We start from the raw sequence: 23,230 nt of genomic DNA, 5'->3' as shown, positions 1-23,230 counted from the left end.
TCAACAAGGAGTCAGGATGAACAGCTCAACGCAATACGCCGCGCCCGGCGAACTGTGGGTGCTTGCACAGGCCGACCTGGAAGACCTCGGGGTGCGCCACGAAGATGTACTCAGAGTGGTGGAACAGGCCTATGTCGCCCTGCGCAATGGCGACTCGCAGAACCCGCTGAAGACCATCGTCGAGCCGGCGGACCAGCGCTCCATCAGCTACTCGATGGTGGGACGCGACGGCGCCAGCCAGACCCTGGGCTTCAAGGTGGTGTACGAGCATGACCCGCAGCGCCAGCGCGAGGCCTACCGCTTCCACTCCTTCATCTTTCTCTGCGACGACCGCAGCGGACAGCCCATCGCCTTGATGGACGTGGCCCAGTTGGGGCCGATGCGCACCAGCGCGACCTCGGCGCTGATGGCCCGGGCTGCCTGCCCCGACGCCCGCACGGCACTGGTGGTCGGCAGCGGCGTGCAGGGGCAGATCGCCTTGCCGATGCTCCTGGCCGCCCTGCCCGGGCTGCAACGCCTGCAGGTCTACGGCCACTACGCCGACGGCCTCAAGGCGGTGCGCGAGAACCTCCGGCGACACTGCCCGGGGCGCGAGGTCGAGGTGATCGAAGACTTGCCACAGGCTGCTGCGCAGGCCGACATCATCCTCGGCGTCGCCGGCCTGACCGCCCGCCAGCAGGTCAAGCGAGCCTGGCTCAAGCCCGGGGCCGTGGCGGTGCTGGTGGGCTACGGCATCGATGCCGATGTACTGCACGGCGCCGACTACCGCATCGCCACCGACAGCGCGCAGATGCGCGTCACCAGCGCCGACCTGGCCGCCGCCGACGGCAGCCTGCCGGACATGGACGCACAGCTGCCGGACATCCTCCTCGGCCACGCCCCAGCACGCCGCCATGAGCGGGATATCGTGTTCGCCTACAACAGCGGCATGGTAGTCACCGACGTGGCCCTGGGGCGCTACCTGGCGGACCTGGCCCTGGCCAGCCGGCGCGGGCAGAGGGTCAAGCTATGGTGAGCCCGACTTCCCGCAGCCCATCGCCGTGGCGCCAGGAATTCCTGCCGCTGCTGTTGCTGGCCGGCCCACTGATCCTCACCAACCTGGCCCACGTCGCCCTGACCACCATCGACATCGTGGTGCTGGGCGCCCTGGGTGCGCGGGAGATCGCCGCCGGTGGCCTGGCCCTGGCCCTGTTCAACCAGTTGCGCACCACCGGCACCGGCCTGGTGACCGGCGTCAGCAACCTGGTGGCCCAGGCCAACGCACGCCAGGACCACGGACAGATCCGCCAGCTGCTGGTGGCCGGGCTGTTCTGGGCGACCCTCAGTGGCGTGCTGTTCATCGCCGTGCTGCTGCTCCTGGAGCGGCCCCTGGTCTGGCTCGGGCAAGACCCGCAGGTGGCCAGGGACACGGTGCAGTTCCTCGCCGTCATCGCCCCGGGCCTGTTGCCCTGCCTGTGGTTCCAGGCCCTGCGGCATTTCACCGTCGGCCTCAAGCGCCCGGGGCCGCTGCTGGCCATTACCCTGGTATCGATCGTGCTCAGCGCCGGGCTGAACTACGGGCTGGTGTTCGGCAAGCTCGGCCTGCCGGCCCTTGGCTTCAAGGGCGTGGCGTTGACCAGCAGCCTGGTGTTCCTGCTGTCGCTGCTGATGTTCCTCACGGTGGTGCTCAAGGACCGCCAGCTCGCGCAGTACCTGGACCTCAAGCAGCTGCGCTGCTCCTGGGCGACCCTGGGCACGGTATGGCGGCTCGGCCTGCCGATTGCAGGAACCTACGCTTCGGAAGCCGGTTTCTTCAGCGTGCTGACCCTGCTGATCGGCACCCTGGGCATGGAAGCGCTGGCGGCACAAACGGTACTCAACCAGATCATCTACATCGTCTTCATGTTTTCGGCCGGGGTCTCCCACGCGGCCTCGATCCACATCAGCGAAGCCCATGGCGCCGGCCAGTACCACCGCGCCCGCCAGCTGGGGCACATGGGCCTGGTGGCCGGCGCCGCATTGATGCTGCTGTTCGCGCTGCTCTACCTGCTGTTCGCGCAGCAGATCGTGGCGCTGTTCATTTCCGCCGAACAGGCCACCAACCAGCAGGTGCTGAGCCTGACTGTCAATGGCCTGCTGATTGCCGCGCTGCTGCAGTTCTTCGATGCCGCGCAAAACATCGGCAACGGCATCCTGCGGGGCCTGGGCGACACGGCCGGGCCCTTTCGCCTGTCCCTGTACGGCTACTGGCTGGTGGGCCTGCCGGCCGCCTACGGGCTGGGCGTGCTCGGCGCCCACGGCATCTTCGGCATCTGGATCGGCCTGGCCATCGGCCTCGCTGCTACCGCAGTGCTGCTGGTGCTGTCGTTCGAGCGCCAGATCAAGGCCCTGCTGGCCCAACGTCATCCCAGCCAAACCCAAGCAGGCGGCATCCATGCTGCCAAGGAACCGACATGACCCGCGATCGATCCGCCGCTGTCCTCAAGCTGCTGCGACCCAGCGTCCAGGCCTTGCCCCTGTACGACCCCGGAGCGGACCCGGAGCAGGTGGCGCAGCACTGCGCCGGGCAGCCACTGCTCAAGCTCAGCAACAATGAGAACCCGTTGGGCGTGGCGCCGGCAGCCCTCGCGGTGCTGCGCGACTATCGCCCGGAGCTCCTCGGCCTGTACCCCGACCCTGCCTGCCTGGCGTTGCGCCGGGCCTTGGGCGAGCGGCTGGATACCGACCCTGCCCAGCTGATCATCGGCAACGGTTCGGAGAATCTGCTGGAGCTGCTGTGCCTGGCCTTTCTCGACCCTGGCGACCGGGTCGTGACCCAGTCACCGTGCTTCGGCCTGCACGAGATCTTTCCCCTGATGATGGCGGCGCAGGTAACCAAGGTCGCGCCGCATGCGGACTTTTCCTGCAACCTCGGCGCCTGGCGCAGTGCCCTGGCCGGGCCAAGCAAGATGCTGCTGATCAGCAACCCGTCCAACCCCCTGGGCACCATCTTCGACCAGCAGACCCTGGCCCAACTGATCGATGCGAGCGCCAGCGACACCCTGCTGGTGATCGACGAGGCCTACTACGAGTACGCCTGCGCCGACCCGGACTTTCCCGAGGTGCTGGGCCTGCTGCGCGCCCAGCATCGGCCCTGGATCGTCCTGCGTACCTTCTCCAAGGCCTATGGCCTGGCCGGACTGCGGGTGGGCTACGGGATTGCCAGCGATGCCAGTCTGGTAGCCGCCCTGGATCGGGTGCGCACGCCCTACAACATCAACCAACTGGCGCAGCAGGCGGCGCTGGCGGCCCTCGGCGACCAGCAGCATGTGGCCCGCAGCCGGGCCTTCGCCGCCCAGGTGCGGGCACCGATGATCGAGGCACTGGGCGCGGCCGGTTTCCAGGTCGCGCCCTCGCGCACCCACTTCCTGTTCATCGACACCGGGATCGATGCCCTGGAGGTCAATCGGCGCCTGCTGGAGCAAGCCATGATCATCAAGGCCTGGCGCGAGCCGGGCTATGAAACCTGCATCCGCATGACCCTGGGCCGGCCCGACGACAACGCACGCTTGCTCGCCGGCCTGCAACGGGCTGTACAAACCCTGCGCTGAATCCACCTGCGCGGTCCGGCAGCACTGCCTGGCCGCTCACTCCCTGGAGATCCCCATGCATTCGCGACAATCCGCTTGCGTCATCAAGCACCAGGTTTCCGAGCTGATCGGCGCTTCTCCCTTGCTCCAGCTCCATGAAACCGCCAACGGCAGCCGCGTGCTGCTCAAGCTCGAACAGTTCAACCCCACCGGCACCGCGAAAATCCGCATGGCCCGGCAGATGATCGACGAAGCCGAAGCCCAGGGCCTGTTGCTGCCGGGCGGGCAGATCGTCGAGTCCACCTCCGGCAACACCGGCCTGGGCCTGGCGCTGATCGCCGCCGAGCGCGGCTACCGCTTTACCGCAGTGGTCGATCATCACTCCAGCGTCGACAAGCTGCGCGGCATGCAGGCCTTCGGCGCCCAGCTGGTGCGGGTCGGCAGCGCGGAGGGCGGGCTGGCCACCGCCGACCGTGACGCCACCGCCCAGCGCATCGCCCGGGAACAGGGCGCCTACTGGACCCAGCAGCACCACAATCCGGCCAATGCCAACGGCTACCGGGCCCTGGCGCAGGAGCTGCAGGAGGCCCTCGACGGGCGCCTGGATTACCTGTTCGGCGCGGTCGGCACCGGCGGCTCTTTGTGTGGCACCGCCCGCGCGCTCAAGGCGTATCACCAGCAGGTGCAGGTGGTGGGCGTGGAGCCGGTAGGCTCGGTGATTTTCGGCGGCCCCGGCGGCCCCTACCTGCAGTCCGGCACCGGTACGCCGGAAGGCGCCGAGATCGGTGCACTGATCGATTACCCGCTGATCGATCGCGGCCTGAAAGCCAGCGATGCCGAAGCCTTCGAAACCGCCCGCTACCTGGCGCGCCATCACGGCCTGCTGGTGGGCGGCTCCGCCGGCGGGGTGATTTACCACGCGCTGCGCCAAGCCCAGGATTGCCCGGCCCACAGCGTGATCGTCGCCCTGGTTTGCGATGGCGGGGAAAAGTACCTGGACACGGTATTCAACGATGAGTGGATGGATCGCCACCAACTGTTCGACCCCGAGGTCCAGCGACGCTTGGCCGGTTGGCTGGCCGGCGACTGAGTCGCCGGCAAGAAAAAGCCGCTGGGCCCAGGAGGCGCCAGCGGCTTTTGCACAGCGGGCCTTCAGGCCCGAGGGTCACGCCAGCTCAGCGAAGCACTCTTCGATGATGGCCAGGCCCTTGTCCAGTTGCGCGTCCGGCGCGGTCAGCGGCACCAGCACCCGCAGGACGTTGCCGTAGGTGCCGCAGGACAGCAGGATCAGGCCCTTGTCACGGGCCTTGGCCACAACCTGGGCCACGGCGGCGGCGTTCGGCTTGTGGCTGTCGCCGTTCTCGAACAGCTCGACCGCGATCATCGCGCCCAGGGCACGAACTTCACCGATCACTGCCGGATGCTTGGCCTGGATGGCCTTGAGGCCGGTCACCAGGCGCTCGCCCACGGCTTTGCAGCGGTCCAGCAGGTGCTCTTCCTCGAACACTTCCATCACGGCCAGGGCCGCGGCGCAGGCGATCGGGCTACCGGCGTAGGTGCCGCCCAGGCCACCTGGGGCGATGGAGTCCATGTACTCGGCCTTGCCGCATACGCCAGCCAGCGGGAAACCACCGGCGATGGACTTGGCGAAGGTGGTCAGGTCGGCGGCGACGCCCATCTGCTCCATGGCGAAGAAGGTGCCGGTACGGCCAGCGCCGGTCTGCACTTCGTCGGCGATCAACAGGATGCCGTGCTGGTCGCACAGGGCGCGCAGGCGCTTCATGAATTCCTTCGGCGCGACGTAGAAGCCACCTTCGCCCTGCACTGGCTCGATGATGATCGCGGCGATGTCACGAGGCTCGGCGTCGTTCTTGAAGATGCGCTCGATGCTGGCGATGGAATCGTCGATGCTCACGCCGTGCAGTTCGTTGGGGTACAGCGCACGGAAGATGCCGCCTGGCATCAGGCCCATGCCAGCCGAGTACGGCACGACCTTGCCGGTCAGGCCCAGGGTCATCATGGTGCGGCCGTGGTAGGCGCCGGTGAAGGCAATCACGCCGGCGCGGCCAGTGCTGGCGCGGGCGATCTTCACGGCGTTCTCGACGGCTTCGGAGCCGGTGGTCACCAGCAGGGTTTTCTTGGCGAAATCGCCTGGCACCTTGGCGTTGATTTTCTCGCACAGCTCAACGTAGGGCTCGTAGGCCAGGACCTGGAAGCAGGTGTGGGTCAGCTTGTTCAGTTGCTCGGTCACCGCGGCGATGACTTTCGGGTGTACGTGACCGGTGTTGAGCACGGCGATACCGCCGGCGAAATCGATGAACTCGCGGCCTTCGACGTCAGTGACGCTGGCGTTCTTCGCGCTGTCGGCGAAGATCGGGTGGATCTGGCCCACGCCACGCGGTACGGCGGCTTCACGGCGTTTCATCAGGGATGCGTTGGTCTTGCTCATAGTGTCCTCATTCACCGCGGCGGCCGCGGTGCGGTTCAAGGGTTGCGGGGCGGGGAGGCGACGGCGGCAGCATGCGATGATCGACTGCCGCCGTGGTCCCGGGCCACCTTGAATAGTGCGGTTTTAAAGCTGCGCGCGGGGACAGCGCTCTCGTGCCCTGCGCGCTTGAAACCGGATCAGATACCCAGGCAGAGGTATTTGATTTCCAGGTAATCCTCGATCCCGTACTTGGAACCTTCGCGACCCAGACCGGAAGCCTTGATGCCGCCGAACGGTGCCACTTCGTTGGAGATCAGGCCGGTGTTGACCCCGACCATGCCGTACTCCAGGGCCTCGGCCACACGGAACACGCGCCCCAGGTCGCGGGCATAGAAGTAGGAGGCCAGGCCGAATTCGGTGTCGTTGGACATGGCGATGACTTCGGCCTCGTCCTTGAAGCGGAACAGCGGCGCCAGCGGGCCGAAGGTTTCTTCCTTGGCCACGGCCGCGCCCTTGGGCACGTTGACCAGGATGGTCGGCTCGAAGAAGTTGCCTTCCATGGGCTTGCCGCCGGCCAGCAGGGTGGCGCCCTTGTCCAGGGCATCCTTGATGTGTTCCTGGACCTTGGCCACGGCTTTTTCGTCGATCAGCGGGCCGGTGGTGGTGCCCTCTTCCAGGCCGTTGCCGATCTTCAGCTTGGCCACGGCGGCCTTGAGCTTCTCGGCGAAGGTGTCGTAGACCGAATCCTGGATGTACAGGCGGTTGGCGCAGACGCAGGTCTGGCCGTTGTTGCGGTACTTGGAAATGATCGCGCCCTCGACCGCCTTATCCAGGTCGGCGTCGTCGAACACGATGAACGGCGCGTTGCCGCCCAGTTCCAGGGACACCTTCTTGATGTCGTTGGCGCATTCGGCCATCAGTTGGCGACCGATCTCGGTGGAGCCGGTGAACGACAGCTTGCGCACGATCGGGTTGCTGGTCAGCTCGCCGCCAATGTCGCCGGCGCTGCCGGTGACCACGCTCAGCACGCCTTTCGGGATGCCGGCACGGTGGGCCAGCTCGACCAGGGCCAGGGCCGAGAACGGAGTTTGCGAAGCAGGCTTGATCACCATGGTGCAACCAGCGGCCAGGGCCGGGCCGGCTTTGCGGGTGATCATCGCCGCCGGGAAGTTCCACGGGGTGATGGCCGCGGTCACGCCGATCGGCTGCTTGATCACGATCAGGCGCTTGTCGGGCTGGTGGCCGGGGATCACATCGCCGTAGATGCGCTTGGCTTCTTCGGCGAACCACTCGATGAAGGACGCCGCGTAGACGATCTCGCCCTTGGCCTCGGCCAGTGGCTTGCCTTGTTCCAGGGTCATCAGGCGACCGAGGTCGTCCTGGTTCTCGATCAGCAGCTCATACCAGCGGCGCAGCTTGGTGGCGCGCTCCTTGGCGGTCAGGGCACGCCAGGCCGGCAGGGCCTTGTCGGCGGCCTCGATGGCGCGGCGGGTTTCAGCGGCGCCCATCTTCGGCACGGTGCCGAGGATTTCGCCGGTGGCAGGGTTGTTGACCTTGATCGTCTGGCCGCTGTCCGCATCCACCCAAGCACCATCGATATAGGCTTGTTGGCGGAACAACTGGGCGTCTTTGAGCTGCATGTCGGCTTCCTTAACAGCACCGCGCATACGCGGGGCAAATTGTGATTGTAAAAAAGGCGCCTTGTCGGCCATTGAGCGCGGCAGCGCATTCAACGATCCGAGGCAAAGCTGCCGTCAGGAAAATCGTTCACTGGGTCGAAGCATGAAAAATGTCGCACACAAGGATAGACGTGCGCTTGGACACCCAGGCAAGAGCGTTTGAAATCTCAAACGAATCCTAGGAGCAAAGGGGGTAAAAGGACAATAGGCCGTTCGAAAAAAAGAACGTAAACGTCCCCAAGGCGAAAACTTTCGGATCAACGTCACGCCCTAAAGACAACGCCCCCGCTGCCGGAAGACAGCGGGGGCGCTGGCATGTTGCCAGGGGGACGATCAGCTGTTGAGCGACTTGAGCACGGTCAACAGGCTGGTCAGGTTGTCGACCACACCGCCCTGGGCGACTTTCTCGGCGGTTGCCGCACCGGCGGTGGTATCGACGGTGTAGATCTGCATCACGCCCTGGTTGGTCGCGGCTTGCGCCAGGGTGTTTTGCTGCTGCTGCGCCGAGACCGAGTTCTGGAACAGGATGGCCACGGACTGGCCCATGGACTGGTAGACAGTACCCATGGAAACAGCCGGGGCCTCGGCGACGACCTTGACGTTGCTCTGGGTCACGGCGTCGGTGATTTGCGGACTAACTGTGCTCATAAAAACTCCATTTTTTCAGCAAGAAGAATCAACTCGGGGCTAAACCGTCAGGCCCTCAAGACTGGAAGGACTTGAGCACCGTCAGCAGGCTGGTGAGGTTGTCGGCAACCCCGCCCTGGGCGACCTTCTCGGTAGCCGCGGCACCGGCGGTGGTGTCGACGCTGTAGATCTGCATCACGCCCTGGTTGGTCGCGGCCTGCGCCAGGGTGTTTTGCTGCTGCTGCGCCGAGACCGAGTTCTGGAACAGGATCGCGGTGGCCTGGGCCATGGATTGGTAGATGGTGCCCATCGCCATGGCCGGCGCTTCGGCGACGACTTTGACGTTGGTCTGGGTGACGGCATCGGTGATTTGTTCATTTACGAGTGGCATGGCTCAACTTCCTTTGTTTGGCACACGGAGCATTCCGTGTCATTGAGTGAACGTGGCAGCCTGGGGACTGTGAACGGGGCCGGATACCGGTGATCCGCCGTCAACGCCCCCCTGGCTTGCCGCCGGAGGCATTGAGCTGCTTGAGCGCTTGCTCGACCTGCCGCGAGAGCTCGGCCATCTGCTTCTCGATCACGCTCTTGACCTCGGCCTGCACCATGGTGCTGAGCATCGCCTTGAGCGCCGGATCGTCCGCTGGGCCTGCAGGCGCAGGTGGCGCAGGTGGCGCCGCCTGGCCCTGGGCCGCGATGGCCGCGAGCAACTGCGAGAGCACCAACTCCCGGGCCTGGGGGTCGGCCCTGTCGTTGGCCCTGGGGCTGGTCACCTGCTCGAGAATGCTGCGGGTGCGCTGGCTGTCGGAGCGGATCAGTTCCATGGCCTGCTTGCGGGCCTGCTCGATGCTCTGCTGGGCGTTCTGGGAAAAGTCCAGGGGCTTGTCGCGGATGAACGCATCGAGCACCTGGCTTTCGACCTGGGTCAGCGGGCGATTCAGGTAGGCTTCGGCAAAACGCTGGATCATTTCCAACGCATTTAGGTCTTCATTCGCCATCTCATGCTCCTTGTCGATGAATGGCGCTGAAGCCTTGGTAGTCGGCTTGATCGGGCTTCAGCGCCCGGGATGAAAAAAGAGCCCACGCGGGCCCAAGTACAACCTCCCCGGACGTCTTGCACGCCCGGGGAGCGGTGTTCAGGATGCCGAACGGTTGGCCAGGGTGTCGGCGTACTTGGCGATGCTGGCGTCAATCTTATCGATGGCCCCGGCCGCGGCATCGGCTTCCATCGCCCCGGCCGCCGCAGCCACTGCCGCCGCAGCCCCCACCATCAAGTCGGTGGCCAGCACGCCCAATGCATCCTCGGCGGCCCCCGTGACGTTTTCCTTGACGATGTTTTCGGTCATCTGCTTGATCAGCACCGCCTGGGCCGCCAGGGCCAGCTTGCTGACCCCATCGAAATAACCGGCGGCCGACTGCGCCACCAGGCCGGCCGCCTGGCTGATCATCATGTCCGGAGGCACGGCGATCTGCGCCGGGGCATAGCTGAAGGCCTCGGCATTGGTGAACTGCACCGCCTGCACGATCTGGCTGTTCAAGGCAGAGGTGTTGCCGGTGTCCGGGTTGTTGGCCTTCTTGAGCAACTGATCGTTCAACATGCCCATGATCGAGACTTTGTCGCCGCCCGTGGACGGCGGCACTTGCGGGGCCGGCTCAGGCTGTGGCGCCGGGTCCGGCGCCTTTTGCGGGGCCGGCTCTAGCGTTATCACGGGGTCGGGGTTTGCACCGACTTCAGCCGCACGCGGGGTTTTCTTCTTGAACCAAGCCATGACGCTTCTCCCGGGCCATCAGCCCTACTCGCCGATCGCCATGATCAGGGCCACGGCCTTGGACACCACCGCGTTGGAGATCTGGTTCAGCGCCTGCTGGCTGTTGACCGCGTTCTGCAACGACAAGCCCGCGGAATGGCTGGCCACCTGGTACAGCGAGGCAATGGACTGGGCGGGCGCCTCGGCCACCACCTTGACGTTGGTCTGGGTGACGGCATCGGTGATCTGCGAGTTGACCATTGGATCTGGCATACATCTCTCCTTAGATGGAATGGCCCACCGCAGGGGCGGCGGCGCCGGCTACAGCGTCGAAAACAGGCTCACTGAAAGAAAACGCTCCGGCGCGCCAGTTGTGAATCCTCGTCGAACTTCAGCGCAGCTGCTCGCGCAGCAATTGCACATGCTTGCGGACCAGGGGCTGGTTGATACCCAGCTCGGCGGCGATGTGCGGGTAGGGCAGATCCTCGATGAACTTTAGTTCAAACAGCCTGCGCTTCTTGAGGGGCAACTGCGCCACCCGTCGGCTGAGCTGGGCCAGGGTTTCTTGCAGTTCCACATGCTCGAGCACCGAGATCTGCGGGGCTTCCAGTTGCTGCAAGGGGTCTTGCTCGACATCGCTCAGGTCGACGAACAACCGCTGTTCCCGGGTCCGCCGCCGGCAGCTGTCGAGAAACACATGCTCCAGGACCAGGAACAGGAAACCCTGGGGGTCGCGGATCCGCTCCGGCGACCGGCGAAAGAACAGCAAGGCCTTGATCGCCGTGGCTGCCAGCCACTCCTGGGCACCATCGGCATTGCCTCGTGCCAACTGCCGGGCACGGCGTTGCAAACCGGGCAGCACCGCCCGCCAACTGGACTCGAACAGATGGTCCGCCAACGCCGCCGACAGCTCCCCTTGCATGGAACAGTTCATCCCCGCACCTCCCTGTGCCCCGTGATCGCACGGACATGGCTGCAGGGTGCGCGAAGGCGCGAGGACGATTCAGCGGGAAAAACTACCGTTGGCCCCGGGGTTTCCGGGGATCGCAACCGGCAACCACACGCGCATGAAAACCAGCGTGGACGCCTTGGGTCGACATAGGTATGATGTCGCCCGCACTGCACTCGTAGCTCAGCTGGATAGAGTACTGCCCTCCGAAGGCAGGGGTCGTGGGTTCGAATCCCGCCGAGTGCGCCATCTTCTTTCCCTTGTGTCACAAGGGGTTAGCGCTTCTGACAGAAACCTGTCCTAGTCCTGAAAGTCGTTTTTGCCACAAATTTGCCACACTCAAGCGTGGCGGGAATGGTCGAAATGGCAACAATCAGGAATCGCGGCGAGTATCAGTGGGAAGCGCAAATTCGCCGTAAGGGCTATCCAGCCCAGCGCAAAACCTTCGAAACGAAAGCCGATGCCCAAGCCTGGGCACGTATGATCGAAAGCGAAATCGACCGGGGCATCTTTGTCTCTCGGGTCGAGGCTGAACGCACCGCCTTTCATCAACTCATTGATCGCTACATCTCCGAGATTGCCCCGAAGCACAAAGGTGCATACTCGGAAATCAAACGCCTGGAAGCGCTCAAGCGTCATCCGCTGGCGACGCGCATCGTCGCCACCCTCACCTCTTCAGATTTTGCCCGCTACCGTGATGAGCGCCTGAAGATCCGCAAGGGCAATACGGTGAAGCGTGAGCTGGCTTTGTTCCAGTGCGTGATTGAGGTCGCTCGCCGCGAGTGGGGTATTCATCTTGCGGAGAACCCAGTGCGGATGGTTAGCCGCCCAAGCTACAACGACGAACGCTCACGGCGGCTCGAGCCAGTTGAAGAACAATACATCCTGAGCGCGCTGGAGCTTTGCGAACGTCGTGCGGACGGGACTTATGCTGATGCCTCTCACAATCCTTGGATACGGCCCATCGTCCAGTTAGCGATCGAGACAGCCATGCGCCGTGGCGAGATTTTCGAGCTGCGCTGGAAGCACGTAAACCTAGACCGCCGGACCGCGCATTTGCCAGCGACCAAGAATGGGTTACCGAGGACGATTCCGCTCTCACCCAATGCGATCCAAGTGTTGAGAGGAATACCACGATCCCTGTGCGGTCGAGTATTCCCAACTACAGCTGATGCTCTCAAAAAGGCTTTTGCGCGGGGGCTGGAGCGCGCGCGGTCAAAATACTTAGCTGACTGCGAGCAGGCATGTGTGGCGCCGCAGGAGGACTTTCTGCTCGACCTGCGTTTCCACGATCTACGGCATGAAGCTACATGCAGGCTCGCGACCAAGCTGCCGAACCTGATTGAGCTGGCAAGCGTGACAGGGCACCGGGAGGTGAACATGCTGAAGCGGTATTACAACATTACGGCGGAGGAGCTGGCAGCGAAGCTGGCGTGACGCCCCCTCGCCGTGTCAACGAATGCTTTTTGGGAAATTGCACCTAGTTTGACCAAGCGTTTGCATCCTACTTGACCATTTGCTTGCATTCGACTTGACCTGCCCTTTACATCGGATGCACCAGCGCACGGGTACGTGTTGATCGGCAGGAATCGACCCATAGCGGACGTTGGGCAGTCAGTCTGGCCGAGTCAGAGCAGTCGGCTTGCCGGCGTCGAGGTAACTGGCCGCTAGTTCCAGAGTGCCTCTTCCTCCACGACGTAGGCACGCCTGAAGTGATAGTCATGGTATGTCGGTGACTATCACCTCTACCGCTGGGAGGGCCCTGACCTCACCAGCTGTACCTCCGGTTGGGCCGCCATCAGGGATATTGAACAGCAGCCAATCTCCTTGGGTTTCCAGGATCAAGCCCAGTCGAAAGCCACCACCTTCGCTGACCATTCCGACTCCTGCACCTTCGATATTTCCAAGGCCGGCAAGCACCTGGTTTACCGCCTCGCGTTTGAAGGATTCGGGAAACGTCGTCTGGTCTGGGTCATGAACACTTCTTGCGGTGGATATTCTCCTCATTAAGTCAGTGTCCACTCAGCCCGGGGCGGACCACCCTGAAAGCTTCATGGTCAGTACGCTGCGCCTTCAACGGATTCGAAAGGATTGACTTTGCAGAGCCACTCACGGCTAGATAGCGGCTGGAATCGCCTAAACGGCATTCCTTGGACACGAGGCGTGGGCATCTCCTGTCTGTGAACCACCTACGTACAAAGTGCGTTACTGACGGCCATTAGCTTGCCAATGGCTGTCCCGTTCATCCGCGGATTGGTCCGTGGGTGCGCTAGGAAAACAAGCCCACAACGAAAGTTTTCTTAGTCCACCTCACATGGCACAAAAACCGAGGATCACCATGAGCGCACAGACGCGTTTCAAACTGCTCGTATCCCACCTTACGAAGCTGCTCAACGAACACCCCACCATCAGCAAGCTGGAGAACTTCTCTCCGCGCCACGCTGAAACTCTTGCAGCAGCCGGCTTCGGCTATCGCAACCAATTCGACTACCTCAAAGCCGTCAAAAACCGCGTAGAACACTGCGTTGGGTACTACATCCCCGACAGCAAGATGATCGCGCAACGGATGGTTAACGGCCTCCAGTACCCCGAGCAACTGCTGCCGGTGCTGGTCAGACTGTTTGAGAGCGCCGGCACCTACGGTCCTGCAGTCAAATGCCGCATGGGATATGACGATGACCTCTCCGGTCCCCGGACACTCATAAACGGTACCAAGGACTACGCCAACCGCGAGAGGTTGAAGCGCGAGTTCATCGATGATCTGGATGACGATGAACACCGCCCCCTGCGCCGGTGGTTCTGGAAATTCATTCGTGACGACAACCCAGAAGACCACTTCACCTACGAGCTCAATGTCCCGCGCGACTTCCCAAGCAGCTACCACCTGGGCCGCACCATCAGCTTTCCGCTGACCGTCAGCTACGACCTTGATCTGGGCGCCGATCAAGAAGCCTCGTTTTTCAAATACAACCGCCAGCTCGCCTTCAGTGGAACCGTACGGATAGTGCCCAGTGGCCGTAGAGGCTGGCGTTACCCCACGTTCAAGCTGAACGAAACGCCCACATACGATCAACGCACCGACGCTGAACGGGATAAGGTACCGTACGTGCAGCCTGGCGAAGACCTCGACGATGACGAATTCGAAGCGGGTAGGGCAGCAGGGCGCATGTGCGCCGAAATCCCCGTAGAGAAAAACGGTTCGCTCGCGTGGATGGCTGGCTACGTCCTGAACTGGAAGGACGGCCTGGCCTGGGGCCACATGTCCACGGGGCAGTCGTACAAGGCCTTCCATTTGGCGCTTGATACTGCTGAGTCACTCGAGCTCCTAGAACTGGAGCCTCTGAGAGTTGCGGCGGAAGGCTGTCGCCACCTGGCGTCGACCCGATGCTCCAGGCAACTGGAAGACGCCATCGCGGATGAAATCGCAGAGCGCCAGGCGCTCTGATTCGAGCCATTCCCAACGCTGACCCTGAGTGCGCGAGCTACAGAGCAGCCGCGCGCTCCTACTCCCTATTCAGGAGATCCGACATGAAAGAGTTCACCCCCAGCACCCAGGTTGAGCACACTGAACAGAACATCGGCATGCCCAATGGGGTCATGCATTACACCGACGCCACCGCAGACGCCATGCGCATCCATCTGCGCCTTGTTCTCAGCACTGGTGGAGATGTCGCAAAGAGCATCGACGCCGCAACAGTCATCACGAAACTTGCAGCCCGAGCACTGGTGAAAGAGGACCTGGGCAACCTAAGCGGCTCGGAATTTACCCATCACCTGGCGAGCCTGCCGAAGGTCCCCGAACTGCACCATGCAAAGCCCGCCGCGGTGACTGGTACTTGCGCTGATGCAATCGAGTCCTTGTTCGAGGAAATCAACACCTGATCCAACGGTTGGGTGGGGGGCCAAAGCCTCCGCCCAACCCATCCAGGTAGTCACCAAGCCCCCGACACTAAACCGACCCAGTCCCCCGAAACGCGGTGAATCGCGCGCCTAGCTTCGTAGACGCCAGACGATCCCTAATGGCCGGTTCAAGCCATCCACGAAGGGCAGCAATTGGCCGATTTCAGCCCTTCGTGAAGGGCAGCTTCGGGTCGATTCCAGCCGGTCAAGACGTACCCGTGCGCTGGTCATATCCGGTGCTGGCCAAGTCGAATGCAAACAGGGGGCAAATCAGCGCAATTACCACTTTTAGGGTTCACCGCACTTCAGTACAGATCTGCCTGTAGGTAGCCGCAAGCAAAGCTCCGCCGTCGCGAATACCTTGCAACTCCTCATTTGCGTTGAATCCCCCTTCACGGGGAGATGCTCGTAACTCAGGCGGGACTTTACTGGTTCGCAAACTCGTAACGACGTAATGGTGCAGCGTCACTCTATTAAGAATCCTGGCCTCGTTCTCGGTGAGCATTGGTACAAGCGCGGATGCTCTTTTCTCGTACGCCAACTGCTCATCGATGATCACCTCACGTGGAACCTTTTGATGCTGCTCAAATGTTTCTCCAGCGAGGAGATCACTGATGCTGACCCTGTTGGGATATCCCCTATCGGCACTGAATTCGATTTCAGCCGCTAGTGAAGCCGCCTCGCGCAGTTTGTCGCAATGCATTTCTGCCCCTCTTGCTTTCCTAGCAATCTCAGCCCGACTCACCTCTTCCTCGTTTTTTACGGTCAAAAGAAGGTATGACGAGCACACCGTGCCTATGCCAGTGGCAATCGACATAACGATTGTCAAGAAACATGCGACATGCCAGGGCTTGCTTTCGATTTCCACTTTTAGCTCCTTACTTGGCGACATAATCCACCACCGTCCCTGCAGCGCGGATTCCAACGCATCCGGCCGCCCGAGCTGGCAGTAGGAGTGCATCGACGCAGGTTGGCATTGTTAGTCTGAAGCCCCCGCCGCCGTCAATTTCGTTACGCCACTGCGCGTGCCACTTGTCCACCGGCATCTGGCTGCTCATCAGCGCCGCCCGATTGCAGTAGCGGTCGTTCAGCGACTCGAGCATGTTGTGTCGTTGCGCAGCGTTAACCGCCCAAACCTCAGGCGTAGAGGATCAGCGAGGGATGATGGTCGTGGAATCCTTACTCAGCGAGTGCGGTCCGCTTGAAATCACTAAGCGAAGATCCGGTTAAAAATCTGTCCTACCTGATCGCTTCGCCACAAGCAAAAACTGACCTCTCAGATCAATTGAGAGATAGCCAGATGTCAGTAGATTACGAAACCATCCAAAAAATACAGAAGCTCGGCGACGACGTTCTCGTGGGTGTTGCAGAGGTCGCCGCATTGACCGGGTTCAGCGTACTCACTGTACGCCAGCGCAAACTGCCCGGCCTTGAGCCAGTACATGGGTTATCGAGGCTTAGGTGGAGACTCGGAGACCTCAGGACCTGGATGCGTACCGGGGATACAAGTACCCCGCATCAGCCACCAAGAGAGGTTGTGCTTTCAAAGCCGAAGCGCACGGGCCGGCCTACGAAAAAGGCACAAGTGGAGGCGCGGCAATGATCGATGCTTCGATCCGGCTCCTATTATTGTCTACCGCGGAGCAATAATCATGGGCAGACAGAGAACCATCAGAGATCAGAACTTCTGGCGCTCGCCACGCCTCCTGAATTGCACAACCGAAGATAAGGTTGCGTTGCTACACCTACTGACCGCGCCTGACAGCAACATCACAGGTGTTTACCCGCTTGTACCGCGAATTGCGGGCGCAGAGCTTGGATGGACCGCAGATCAATGGCTACAGGTTATCCATCGGCTGCAGGACGAAGACCTTGTCAGGTATGACTTGAAACGCTTCGTTGTCTGGGTGCGCCTTTGGTGGGACCACCACTCGGCAAGCCAAGTAACGGGTCCGAAGCTGAGAGACAGAGCGATCGGAGAAATCCGTCGCATACCTGGCGAATGGCTTGATGAATTCCTGGATGACTTCAAAGAGCGACTAACCGGCGAGCAGCAACGGCTGGTTGAGGACTTGCTCCAACCAGACCGTCCACGTACACCTGCAGACATACCGATACCACAGCAATGCGGTATAGATACCCTATCCACCAACGTCCGCCCTAACAACAAACCTCAACAAAAATCACTAACCGAAACGTCGAGCGTGAGCTCTCGTAAGCTGGATATGTCGGGCATCCCTTCCGAACACCAGACAGATGTACACAGGGGAATAGTCAAAGCAATGACCAGCGGTAAGCTCCGCTTTGCGCCCCAGGTAGTCGTTAACGCAATGGCTGAAAATTACCGCTCGGCCTCAAGCAAGCCACAAAACGCAATGGCCCTCACACTGTACTTAGCGGAGCACCTGAACAACGCCCCCTCAGCCAACGGTTCAAGGTCGTAAGCTCGTTCGAGCGAAAAATGCGGGGCGACGGCGACGGTTGCTTTCATTCGTCAGGGACTGATTCGAAACCTAGGATCCGTGCCAATTCGCGATTGGATGAATCGACACGCAGGCGGCTAACCAGTCCTTGATCTCGCTCCCGCTGTTTGAGCAGATAGGCATCGTCAAAGCATTGAACGATGTCATGCTCATTCAGGATTTTCGCCGAGACCTGTCGCTTTAGCCGATTGATTATCTTTCGAGCGCTGAGCTGGGCTGCCTCTCGCACATGCGCACGCATGAGAAGATCTCGAAACACCCAGTCCGAAATCCAACCTTTCGTAAATGCCCAAAACACCAAACGCTGGAAGGTATCCCAAGCCATGCGTGATTGCCCGCTGAGGTAGCGCCTGAGCACTCGACCGTCAGCATCTCCGAAGCCAGACACTTTCAGCTCAGCAAGCTGACGTTCAAGCTTCACTTTAGACATGCCTGATTTCAGGCCAATCCCGGTGAACAGGTACTCGATCAAATCAACGGGCACGCGGACCACGAAGTTTTTCCTGCCGGTGTCTTGGTGATGCTTGATCTCACGAAAGACAGCCTGCAGGGCTTCAGTTGGCTCGATATCCTGGGTGCTTAGCTTCATACAGCTATTGTTCGATCACTCCGCTGATCTGTCAAAGCGATGCAACTATTCAAAGCGTGGCCTTCGTGCCCCCTGTGGGTGCCCTCGTTCATTTTGGGCCGTCATCACCTGCCCACCGTTGGGACGGGTGCCCTGGAGCAAGCCGGGCTCAATTTCGACCTCACCCGAGTAAACCAATGGTGTGCCGCATTTGGTAAATACTGCACTCCTGTCAGATTCGGCTTCCTGTACTGACCGTAATGCCAGCCGCCAATTTTTCTTCAACCACTCAGTCACCATCTCACTGCACCTCGTACCTGGCCATTTGTGCGCTAGCGGTAGGCAAAAATCTTCCGTTCTTGCTACTTCACCGTTGCCTCAATCGTCTTCAACATGCTTCTTCAGAAAGCTTATCGAGGTCCTGTTTTTTGCAGATACCGTAAACCGCTAGGGTCGCGAATATGTACGCGGACGAGTCTCTGCCTACTCATCGGCCACGTCCCCACCACCATCCCTCAAAGGATGCTTTTCCTGCTTCCCCATACTCGACTTTGGCATCCTTATGAACCTGCAACCCGCAAACTCATTCGCCTATTTCCGAAGTTGTTACGTCGAAGCTAGCTGGAATCAGGACAGGGTAGGGTTTGTACTCCCGCCATGAATGGCGTACGTACAACCGGCAAAGCGGCAGTCGTTCCACTCCCTTGCTTTGCCTACCGTCCCTGCTCAGGGCAAGCCCCGAGACCCGTTGAAGCGAAAAGCCTCATGGTGTTCATCTACACCCCTGAAGCTGATGTGTCACAGACCGTCAGGTATGCCACACAGAGCAAGAATCTCATGTTCAGCCAATCCTTGGGCCCGCTGCGCCAGCCCGTGAGGTGATACGAGCGCCTCTTGCTCCAGACGTTGCTGTTCGAGCAATCGCTCCAGCAACAACAACTCGCCATCGGCTTCAAGCTCACGAAGTCGCCCAGAAGAATTGAGTGCCCAGCGGTCGAGGATCTTCCAACCACGTGCGTGATACGACGTCGACCGGAAGACAGAATCGATGGTCGTACGCGCCAAGACCCCAGAGGCAATTGTTAACGGTTCGTGATCAGTCAGCATGGGCTAGTCCCTTTTTCTGCAGGAGATTGATCAACCGAGTGTTCTGCCCAATGGTGGATGGTCGGAAACCACCTTTGATCTCCAGCTCTCGAATGTGAGCATGCGAGAACCCCAGCGCGCACAAAGTGGCACGGTCCCTAGAAACCAGCGCTTGATTGGCTAACCGCATGGTGGCATTCGCCCGTTTCAGCTGGGCGATATCCTCATGCCAAACATTATCAACGCTCACGTCACTCATTAGGCCACCCCGAATGGATAACTAAAGGCTCCTTCAGCAGTTTAGGTGTCGAAGACGGTTCGCAACCGCGCCTCAGTATTGGCGACGTCAGACGACCTCAGCGCTAGGCTGAACGTTGGGACCTTCAGATCGCTGGTCAACAGCTCAAGCCGGTGATTGCTTTTGCCCACGGGCAGGATGCGCCACGAACGAACTTCGTCTAATCGGAAGAAGTGGGCCTCGCGGCCTACTGGATAGGCTAGCAACCGATTCGATTTCAGATCGACACCAACGTACGCATCGTTGATTTTTGCGTACACCTCTACCTCAGGGTTGAATCCGTCAGCTCGATAACCAGCGGCCATGCTCCTCAGCTTTTCGGCATAGCTTTGGTTGATTCGATAGAACAGCCACCCCCCTCCAACAAAATAAAGGGCCAGGGCCCAGAACAGCCAGCGGATTGCCGGGTCTTCGCCGCTGGTGAACCCAAGAAAAAATGGCAGGTTGAAGCCAGAGAAAACCACCACAACCAGTAAGAGCACACCCACCGGCACGCACCCCACGGCCCACGCGACTCGAAATAGCTCCCAGACCAGTCTCATACAACCTCCTAGACAGACTGCACCACTTAAAATACCTGAAAATCAGATATCCCAAAAGCAGATATAGCTTGATCAGCCGCCCTTTGCCCGGATACGGCTATGACCAAAGCTATCTATCGACGAGAGCATGTGATCTTCCTGCAGGAGCTAAAGCGCATGCGTGTCGAGTCGGGGATGACCCAGGCCCAGTGCTCTGCTGCGCTGGGAAGGCCGCAATCATTTATGAGCGATGTAGAAAGAGGCATCAGACGTTTGGACACAGTTCAACTAAGGGACCTGTGCATAGCTCTAAAAACGAATCTCATAAGCTTCGTAATCACGTATGAGCAGGCACTAAAAAACGACGAAACCTTCAAAAGCAAACCCGAAATCTAATTTATCGATCTGCGCAACAACAAACATGTACCACCACAAACATCCAAAAGATCAAAAAGATCAAAAAGACAGCTAAATAAATTTCTAAAAACGATTCGAAGCCATTGAAAAAACCTCGGACTGAAACCTTAAGTTAAAAAAACCAATTATTCACCAGCGCCATACATTGACGAAGATGTAGCTTGATGCTAAAAGGAGTTCAGCATTCACGGACAGATCAGGAATACGAAAATGTCGAGTAGCTTCTTCTACATGAGCGTTGACGAGGACGACAACAACCATACAATCATCGAGGCTGCTAGAAAATATGCCGAAAATGAGCTCGAGCAAGTATACATTGTCAATAAACCATTAGGCGACAATAAATACTCGTACAGCTTTAGTGAGGGGTTTGTTTTATTAGTCCCCAAGCACAAGATGCTATTCATCAATTTTGGTTCAGACGAAGAAGCCTTCGAAGAATTTCAAGAAGACTTCCTAGAGGACCTCAGCGCTGTCGCAGACAAATATAGATATAAAACAATTATCGGTCGCCCACGCACATGGAGCGATCTCTACAGTAGCATAACAATTGATCCAGAAAGCTTCAGTCTTCCTGATATATTAGATGAGCATCTCATCCCAAGCGATGACAGACAAAAAAAATGCGAACTTCTTATATCGTTAATTACCGGCAGCATCAATGACATCGACAGAGTCAAAGAGCAAGTCCCCGACAACCTGCTAGACAAAGTCAAGCAGAAAATTTTGCTATTCGATGGCGAGCAGACCCGATTTGTATACCAAAAAAGTACAAAACCAGTAGTCAGAATTCAAGGTTTATCTGGAACAGGCAAAACTGAACTACTCCTTCACAAACTCAAAGAAATATACACCGCATCTGAAAGCACAAAAATATTTTTCACTTGTCATAACAAGATTCTCGCTGACAGCCTAAAAAAAAGAATCCCCGACTTCTTCAACTTCATGAAGGTAGAGCAACAAATTGAATGGTCCGAACGGCTGTGGTGTGATAACGCATGGGGGTCTGGTGGAGACTATAACTCGGGGGCATATCGCTATATCTGCCATTTCTATGGACTAACATTTCATCGCTACAGCCCTACAATGTCATTTGATCGCGCATGCAAGATTGCGCTTGAAGAAATCGCGGCTCTAGATTATGAAATCGAACCAGCACTAGACTACATGCTAATTGATGAGAGCCAGGATTTCCCCGAATCTTTCTTTGAGTTATGCCAGAAAGTCACAAGCAACACCGTATATATAGCAGGCGACATTTTTCAAAATATTTTCTCCGACGTAGTAGGAGATATTAAGCCCGACTTCCTTCTCAGCAAATGCTACAGGACTGACCCCAGAACCTTAATGTTTGCGCACTCTTTAGGCATGGGATTATTCGAGAAAGAGAAGCTGCAATGGCTAGCAGATGAAGAGTGGCAGTCTTGTGGATACATTGTAGACAAGGACAGAACCAACACGCTCTACAGACTTTCTAGAGAGCCTCTTAGACGCTTTGAAGATGTGGACAGTAATTCTTTCACTAGTACTGAAATCGTGCTAACCGGGGACGATGATGCACGAGACGGTTCTGATACGGCCAGCACAATTATAAAACTAATATCTGAAATTAAACAAACCAACCCAACGGCAACCGTAGAAGATATCGGAGTAATATTCCTTAGCGCCAATAAACGTAGCTTCAGGCTGGCTGACGTTTTGGAGCAATCGATCCCTAAAACAATCTCGTGGAAAGTAAATAAAGCCTACGAATCCAAGCGCAAGATCAAAGATACCTTGTTTGTCAGCAACCGAAATCACGTAAAGGGACTTGAGTTTCCCTTCGTAATTTGCGTCGCAGAAACTATTTCTAGAAGCCATAGCCTCCGCAATGCATTATACATGATGCTCACTCGCTCATTTATAAAAACCTATCTCCTAATTCCAAAAGACCCAAACCAAGTAATTTACGAACAACTGGCGTCTGGCCTGGACGGCATCAATAAATCTGATGCGATCGAAGTGATTGCACCATCGGCTAAAGAAATTGAAAAAATACGAACGAAAATTAACTTTACTAGCAGAACAGTGTCCTATTACGAATTCCTGAATGAAATCTTTAACGAACTGAATGTATTACCCATTTTCCGCAGCGATCTCACGGAGACAGTCCGTTATACGCTTGGCGATAGTTTTGATCGAGACGAAGTAATGGAGGTCGTCGAGTTTAACTATCGGAAAATGGCGGGACGATAATGAAGCGCTTTACATTTTCAATTGAGCCCTGGAATTCGGATTTGATATTTAGCCCCGTCAGAACAAAAAAGGACATTATCGTCCTGCTGATGAAGGTTATAAAAATAATGGACGTCGGACCTTCTCTTGCTGCGCCTCCTGAGGACGAATATTTCGAGCTAGTAATATCTCACACAAGCAGACTCTTCTTCTATTCGGAGGACAAGCACTTTTCCATTGGATTCCCCTTCAATGCAACAATGGAAAACGAGCAGCTAATCTTCAAGTCGCTATCTGGCGTAGCCATTGATAGTCAGATGACTTCAGACATACTTGGCGTTATGGCAAGCGAGGCCGTATTTCACTATGAAGATATTATCGACTTTGCCTCTCCCGTGTCAGATTACTTCACCTACAACAAAGGAGGGTGGAGTATACTGAGAGAGCTGCTGATGGCTGAAGATGGGTACATTAGGTATGATCACGACCCAGTTCATGTAAAAGGCGACATACACCCTTTACACCACCTAGACGTTTTCTACGGGACTCGCCAGACATTTAAAATAGGATTGACCACGAAGATTGATCGGAGGCATCTACACGATGCACTAGATTCTCAGACGCCTTGCCACTATCTAAATCCGAGAAAATAAGATTCAATTTATCATCACTATTGAATTAGAGAACTCGAATTTCACCCTTGATGAAGGCTTTTTGGCTCTTTTGAATAGCGTTAACGCTCGGTGTTATGGGTTGGAAACGTA

General features: G+C 58.6%; 25 protein-coding genes and 1 tRNA gene. 12 read left to right on the top strand and 14 right to left on the bottom strand.

The window, feature by feature from the left end; translation table 11 throughout:
- Positions 1–16 precede the first annotated feature (16 nt).
- From C4K40_RS01015 to C4K40_RS01000, 4 genes are read left to right on the top strand one after another with little or no spacing between them, the layout of a single operon-like run.
- Positions 17–1,015, top strand: coding sequence for an ornithine cyclodeaminase (locus tag C4K40_RS01015; RefSeq protein WP_053132822.1), 999 nt, complete (start codon positions 17–19; stop codon positions 1,013–1,015).
- Complete coding sequence (locus tag C4K40_RS01010) at positions 1,012–2,436, top strand: MATE family efflux transporter (RefSeq protein ID WP_218188668.1); 1,425 nt, start codon at positions 1,012–1,014, stop codon at positions 2,434–2,436. Before C4K40_RS01015 ends, C4K40_RS01010 begins: the two co-directional genes overlap by 4 nt.
- Positions 2,433–3,569, top strand: coding sequence for an aminotransferase class I/II-fold pyridoxal phosphate-dependent enzyme (locus C4K40_RS01005; RefSeq protein WP_053132825.1), 1,137 nt, complete (start codon positions 2,433–2,435; stop codon positions 3,567–3,569). The genes C4K40_RS01010 and C4K40_RS01005 overlap by 4 nt, the downstream gene beginning before the upstream one ends.
- Before the next feature lie 55 nt (positions 3,570–3,624).
- Positions 3,625–4,638, top strand: coding sequence for a PLP-dependent cysteine synthase family protein (locus tag C4K40_RS01000; protein WP_053132829.1), 1,014 nt, complete (start codon positions 3,625–3,627; stop codon positions 4,636–4,638).
- A gap of 75 nt (positions 4,639–4,713) precedes the next feature.
- Here C4K40_RS01000 and gabT read toward each other — a convergent pair whose 3' ends face one another.
- The 8 genes from gabT to C4K40_RS00960 all read right to left on the bottom strand — a co-directional run bounded on the left by gabT (position 4,714) and on the right by C4K40_RS00960 (position 10,964).
- On the bottom strand, positions 4,714–5,997 hold the full coding sequence (gene gabT / locus C4K40_RS00995) for a 4-aminobutyrate--2-oxoglutarate transaminase (protein ID WP_053132832.1): 1,284 nt from the start codon (positions 5,995–5,997) through the stop codon (positions 4,714–4,716).
- Positions 5,998–6,173: 176 nt separating this feature from the next.
- Positions 6,174–7,616, bottom strand: a complete 1,443-nt coding sequence (gabD, locus tag C4K40_RS00990; protein ID WP_053132835.1) for an NADP-dependent succinate-semialdehyde dehydrogenase — start codon at positions 7,614–7,616, stop codon at positions 6,174–6,176.
- A 372-nt stretch (positions 7,617–7,988) separates the two neighbouring features.
- The gene (locus tag C4K40_RS00985; RefSeq protein WP_022643486.1) at positions 7,989–8,303 is read right to left on the bottom strand and encodes a RebB family R body protein; all 315 of its coding nucleotides are present in this window, start codon (positions 8,301–8,303) and stop codon (positions 7,989–7,991) included.
- 55 nt (positions 8,304–8,358) lie between these two features.
- Positions 8,359–8,673 (bottom strand): RebB family R body protein, encoded by a 315-nt coding sequence (locus tag C4K40_RS00980; protein WP_022643485.1) that lies wholly within the window; start codon positions 8,671–8,673, stop codon positions 8,359–8,361.
- A gap of 100 nt (positions 8,674–8,773) precedes the next feature.
- Positions 8,774–9,280, bottom strand: coding sequence for a hypothetical protein (locus C4K40_RS00975; protein ID WP_053132837.1), 507 nt, complete (start codon positions 9,278–9,280; stop codon positions 8,774–8,776).
- A 138-nt stretch (positions 9,281–9,418) separates the two neighbouring features.
- Positions 9,419–10,051 carry a hypothetical protein gene (locus C4K40_RS00970; RefSeq protein WP_053132840.1) on the bottom strand — a complete coding sequence of 211 codons (633 nt, stop codon included), beginning with the start codon at positions 10,049–10,051 and terminating at the stop codon, positions 9,419–9,421.
- Between the two features lie 24 nt (positions 10,052–10,075).
- The gene (locus C4K40_RS00965; protein ID WP_031321382.1) at positions 10,076–10,303 is read right to left on the bottom strand and encodes a RebB family R body protein; all 228 of its coding nucleotides are present in this window, start codon (positions 10,301–10,303) and stop codon (positions 10,076–10,078) included.
- Positions 10,304–10,421: 118 nt separating this feature from the next.
- On the bottom strand, positions 10,422–10,964 hold the full coding sequence (locus C4K40_RS00960; RefSeq protein ID WP_022643481.1) for an RNA polymerase sigma factor: 543 nt from the start codon (positions 10,962–10,964) through the stop codon (positions 10,422–10,424).
- 187 nt (positions 10,965–11,151) lie between these two features.
- On the opposite strand from C4K40_RS00960, the gene C4K40_RS00955 reads away from it, so the two are divergent.
- From C4K40_RS00955 to C4K40_RS00940, 4 genes are all read left to right on the top strand, one after another.
- A tRNA-Arg gene (locus C4K40_RS00955) sits at positions 11,152–11,228 on the top strand.
- Positions 11,229–11,333: 105 nt separating this feature from the next.
- On the top strand, positions 11,334–12,416 hold the full coding sequence (locus C4K40_RS00950; protein ID WP_256224052.1) for a site-specific integrase: 1,083 nt from the start codon (positions 11,334–11,336) through the stop codon (positions 12,414–12,416).
- Between the two features lie 901 nt (positions 12,417–13,317).
- Positions 13,318–14,424: a hypothetical protein gene (locus C4K40_RS00945; protein WP_124421254.1), complete on the top strand. Its 1,107-nt coding sequence runs from the start codon at positions 13,318–13,320 to the stop codon at positions 14,422–14,424.
- Between the two features lie 83 nt (positions 14,425–14,507).
- A complete protein-coding gene (locus C4K40_RS00940; RefSeq protein WP_027601721.1) occupies positions 14,508–14,861 on the top strand; it encodes a hypothetical protein in 354 nt (117 codons plus the stop codon).
- Positions 14,862–15,174: 313 nt separating this feature from the next.
- Here C4K40_RS00940 and C4K40_RS00935 read toward each other — a convergent pair whose 3' ends face one another.
- The 3 genes from C4K40_RS00935 to C4K40_RS31470 all read right to left on the bottom strand — a co-directional run bounded on the left by C4K40_RS00935 (position 15,175) and on the right by C4K40_RS31470 (position 16,323).
- Positions 15,175–15,747, bottom strand: coding sequence for a hypothetical protein (locus C4K40_RS00935; protein ID WP_053132851.1), 573 nt, complete (start codon positions 15,745–15,747; stop codon positions 15,175–15,177).
- A gap of 10 nt (positions 15,748–15,757) precedes the next feature.
- Entirely contained in the window at positions 15,758–15,982 is a 225-nt protein-coding gene (locus tag C4K40_RS32075; protein WP_097083288.1) for a hypothetical protein, read from the bottom strand.
- Between the two features lie 200 nt (positions 15,983–16,182).
- On the bottom strand, positions 16,183–16,323 hold the full coding sequence (locus C4K40_RS31470) for a hypothetical protein (RefSeq protein ID WP_157064361.1): 141 nt from the start codon (positions 16,321–16,323) through the stop codon (positions 16,183–16,185).
- Positions 16,324–16,531: 208 nt separating this feature from the next.
- Here C4K40_RS31470 and C4K40_RS00920 point away from each other — a divergent pair, with 208 nt between their 5' ends.
- The gene (locus tag C4K40_RS00920) at positions 16,532–17,323 is read left to right on the top strand and encodes a hypothetical protein (protein ID WP_083456923.1); all 792 of its coding nucleotides are present in this window, start codon (positions 16,532–16,534) and stop codon (positions 17,321–17,323) included.
- Positions 17,324–17,366: 43 nt separating this feature from the next.
- On the opposite strand, the gene C4K40_RS00915 is transcribed toward C4K40_RS00920, so the two are convergent.
- From C4K40_RS00915 to C4K40_RS00900, 3 genes are all read right to left on the bottom strand, one after another.
- Positions 17,367–17,951, bottom strand: a complete 585-nt coding sequence (locus C4K40_RS00915) for a hypothetical protein (RefSeq protein ID WP_053132853.1) — start codon at positions 17,949–17,951, stop codon at positions 17,367–17,369.
- Positions 17,952–18,728: 777 nt separating this feature from the next.
- Positions 18,729–19,037, bottom strand: a complete 309-nt coding sequence (locus C4K40_RS00910) for a hypothetical protein (RefSeq protein ID WP_053132857.1) — start codon at positions 19,035–19,037, stop codon at positions 18,729–18,731.
- A 279-nt stretch (positions 19,038–19,316) separates the two neighbouring features.
- Positions 19,317–19,856 (bottom strand): hypothetical protein, encoded by a 540-nt coding sequence (locus tag C4K40_RS00900; RefSeq protein ID WP_053132863.1) that lies wholly within the window; start codon positions 19,854–19,856, stop codon positions 19,317–19,319.
- A gap of 99 nt (positions 19,857–19,955) precedes the next feature.
- On the opposite strand from C4K40_RS00900, the gene C4K40_RS00895 reads away from it, so the two are divergent.
- The 3 genes from C4K40_RS00895 to C4K40_RS00885 all read left to right on the top strand — a co-directional run bounded on the left by C4K40_RS00895 (position 19,956) and on the right by C4K40_RS00885 (position 23,119).
- Entirely contained in the window at positions 19,956–20,231 is a 276-nt protein-coding gene (locus C4K40_RS00895) for a helix-turn-helix domain-containing protein (protein ID WP_053132866.1), read from the top strand.
- 231 nt (positions 20,232–20,462) lie between these two features.
- Complete coding sequence (locus C4K40_RS00890) at positions 20,463–22,487, top strand: DEAD/DEAH box helicase (protein ID WP_053132869.1); 2,025 nt, start codon at positions 20,463–20,465, stop codon at positions 22,485–22,487.
- Positions 22,487–23,119 carry a hypothetical protein gene (locus C4K40_RS00885; RefSeq protein WP_124421253.1) on the top strand — a complete coding sequence of 211 codons (633 nt, stop codon included), beginning with the start codon at positions 22,487–22,489 and terminating at the stop codon, positions 23,117–23,119. The genes C4K40_RS00890 and C4K40_RS00885 overlap by 1 nt, the downstream gene beginning before the upstream one ends.
- Positions 23,120–23,230: the final 111 nt, after the last annotated feature.

This window comes from Pseudomonas sp. CMR5c (genome assembly GCF_003850545.1).
GTDB lineage: Bacteria > Pseudomonadota > Gammaproteobacteria > Pseudomonadales > Pseudomonadaceae > Aquipseudomonas > Aquipseudomonas piscis.
Note: the sequence above shows the minus strand (reverse complement) of the source record. Positions and strands in the feature narration are given on the sequence as shown.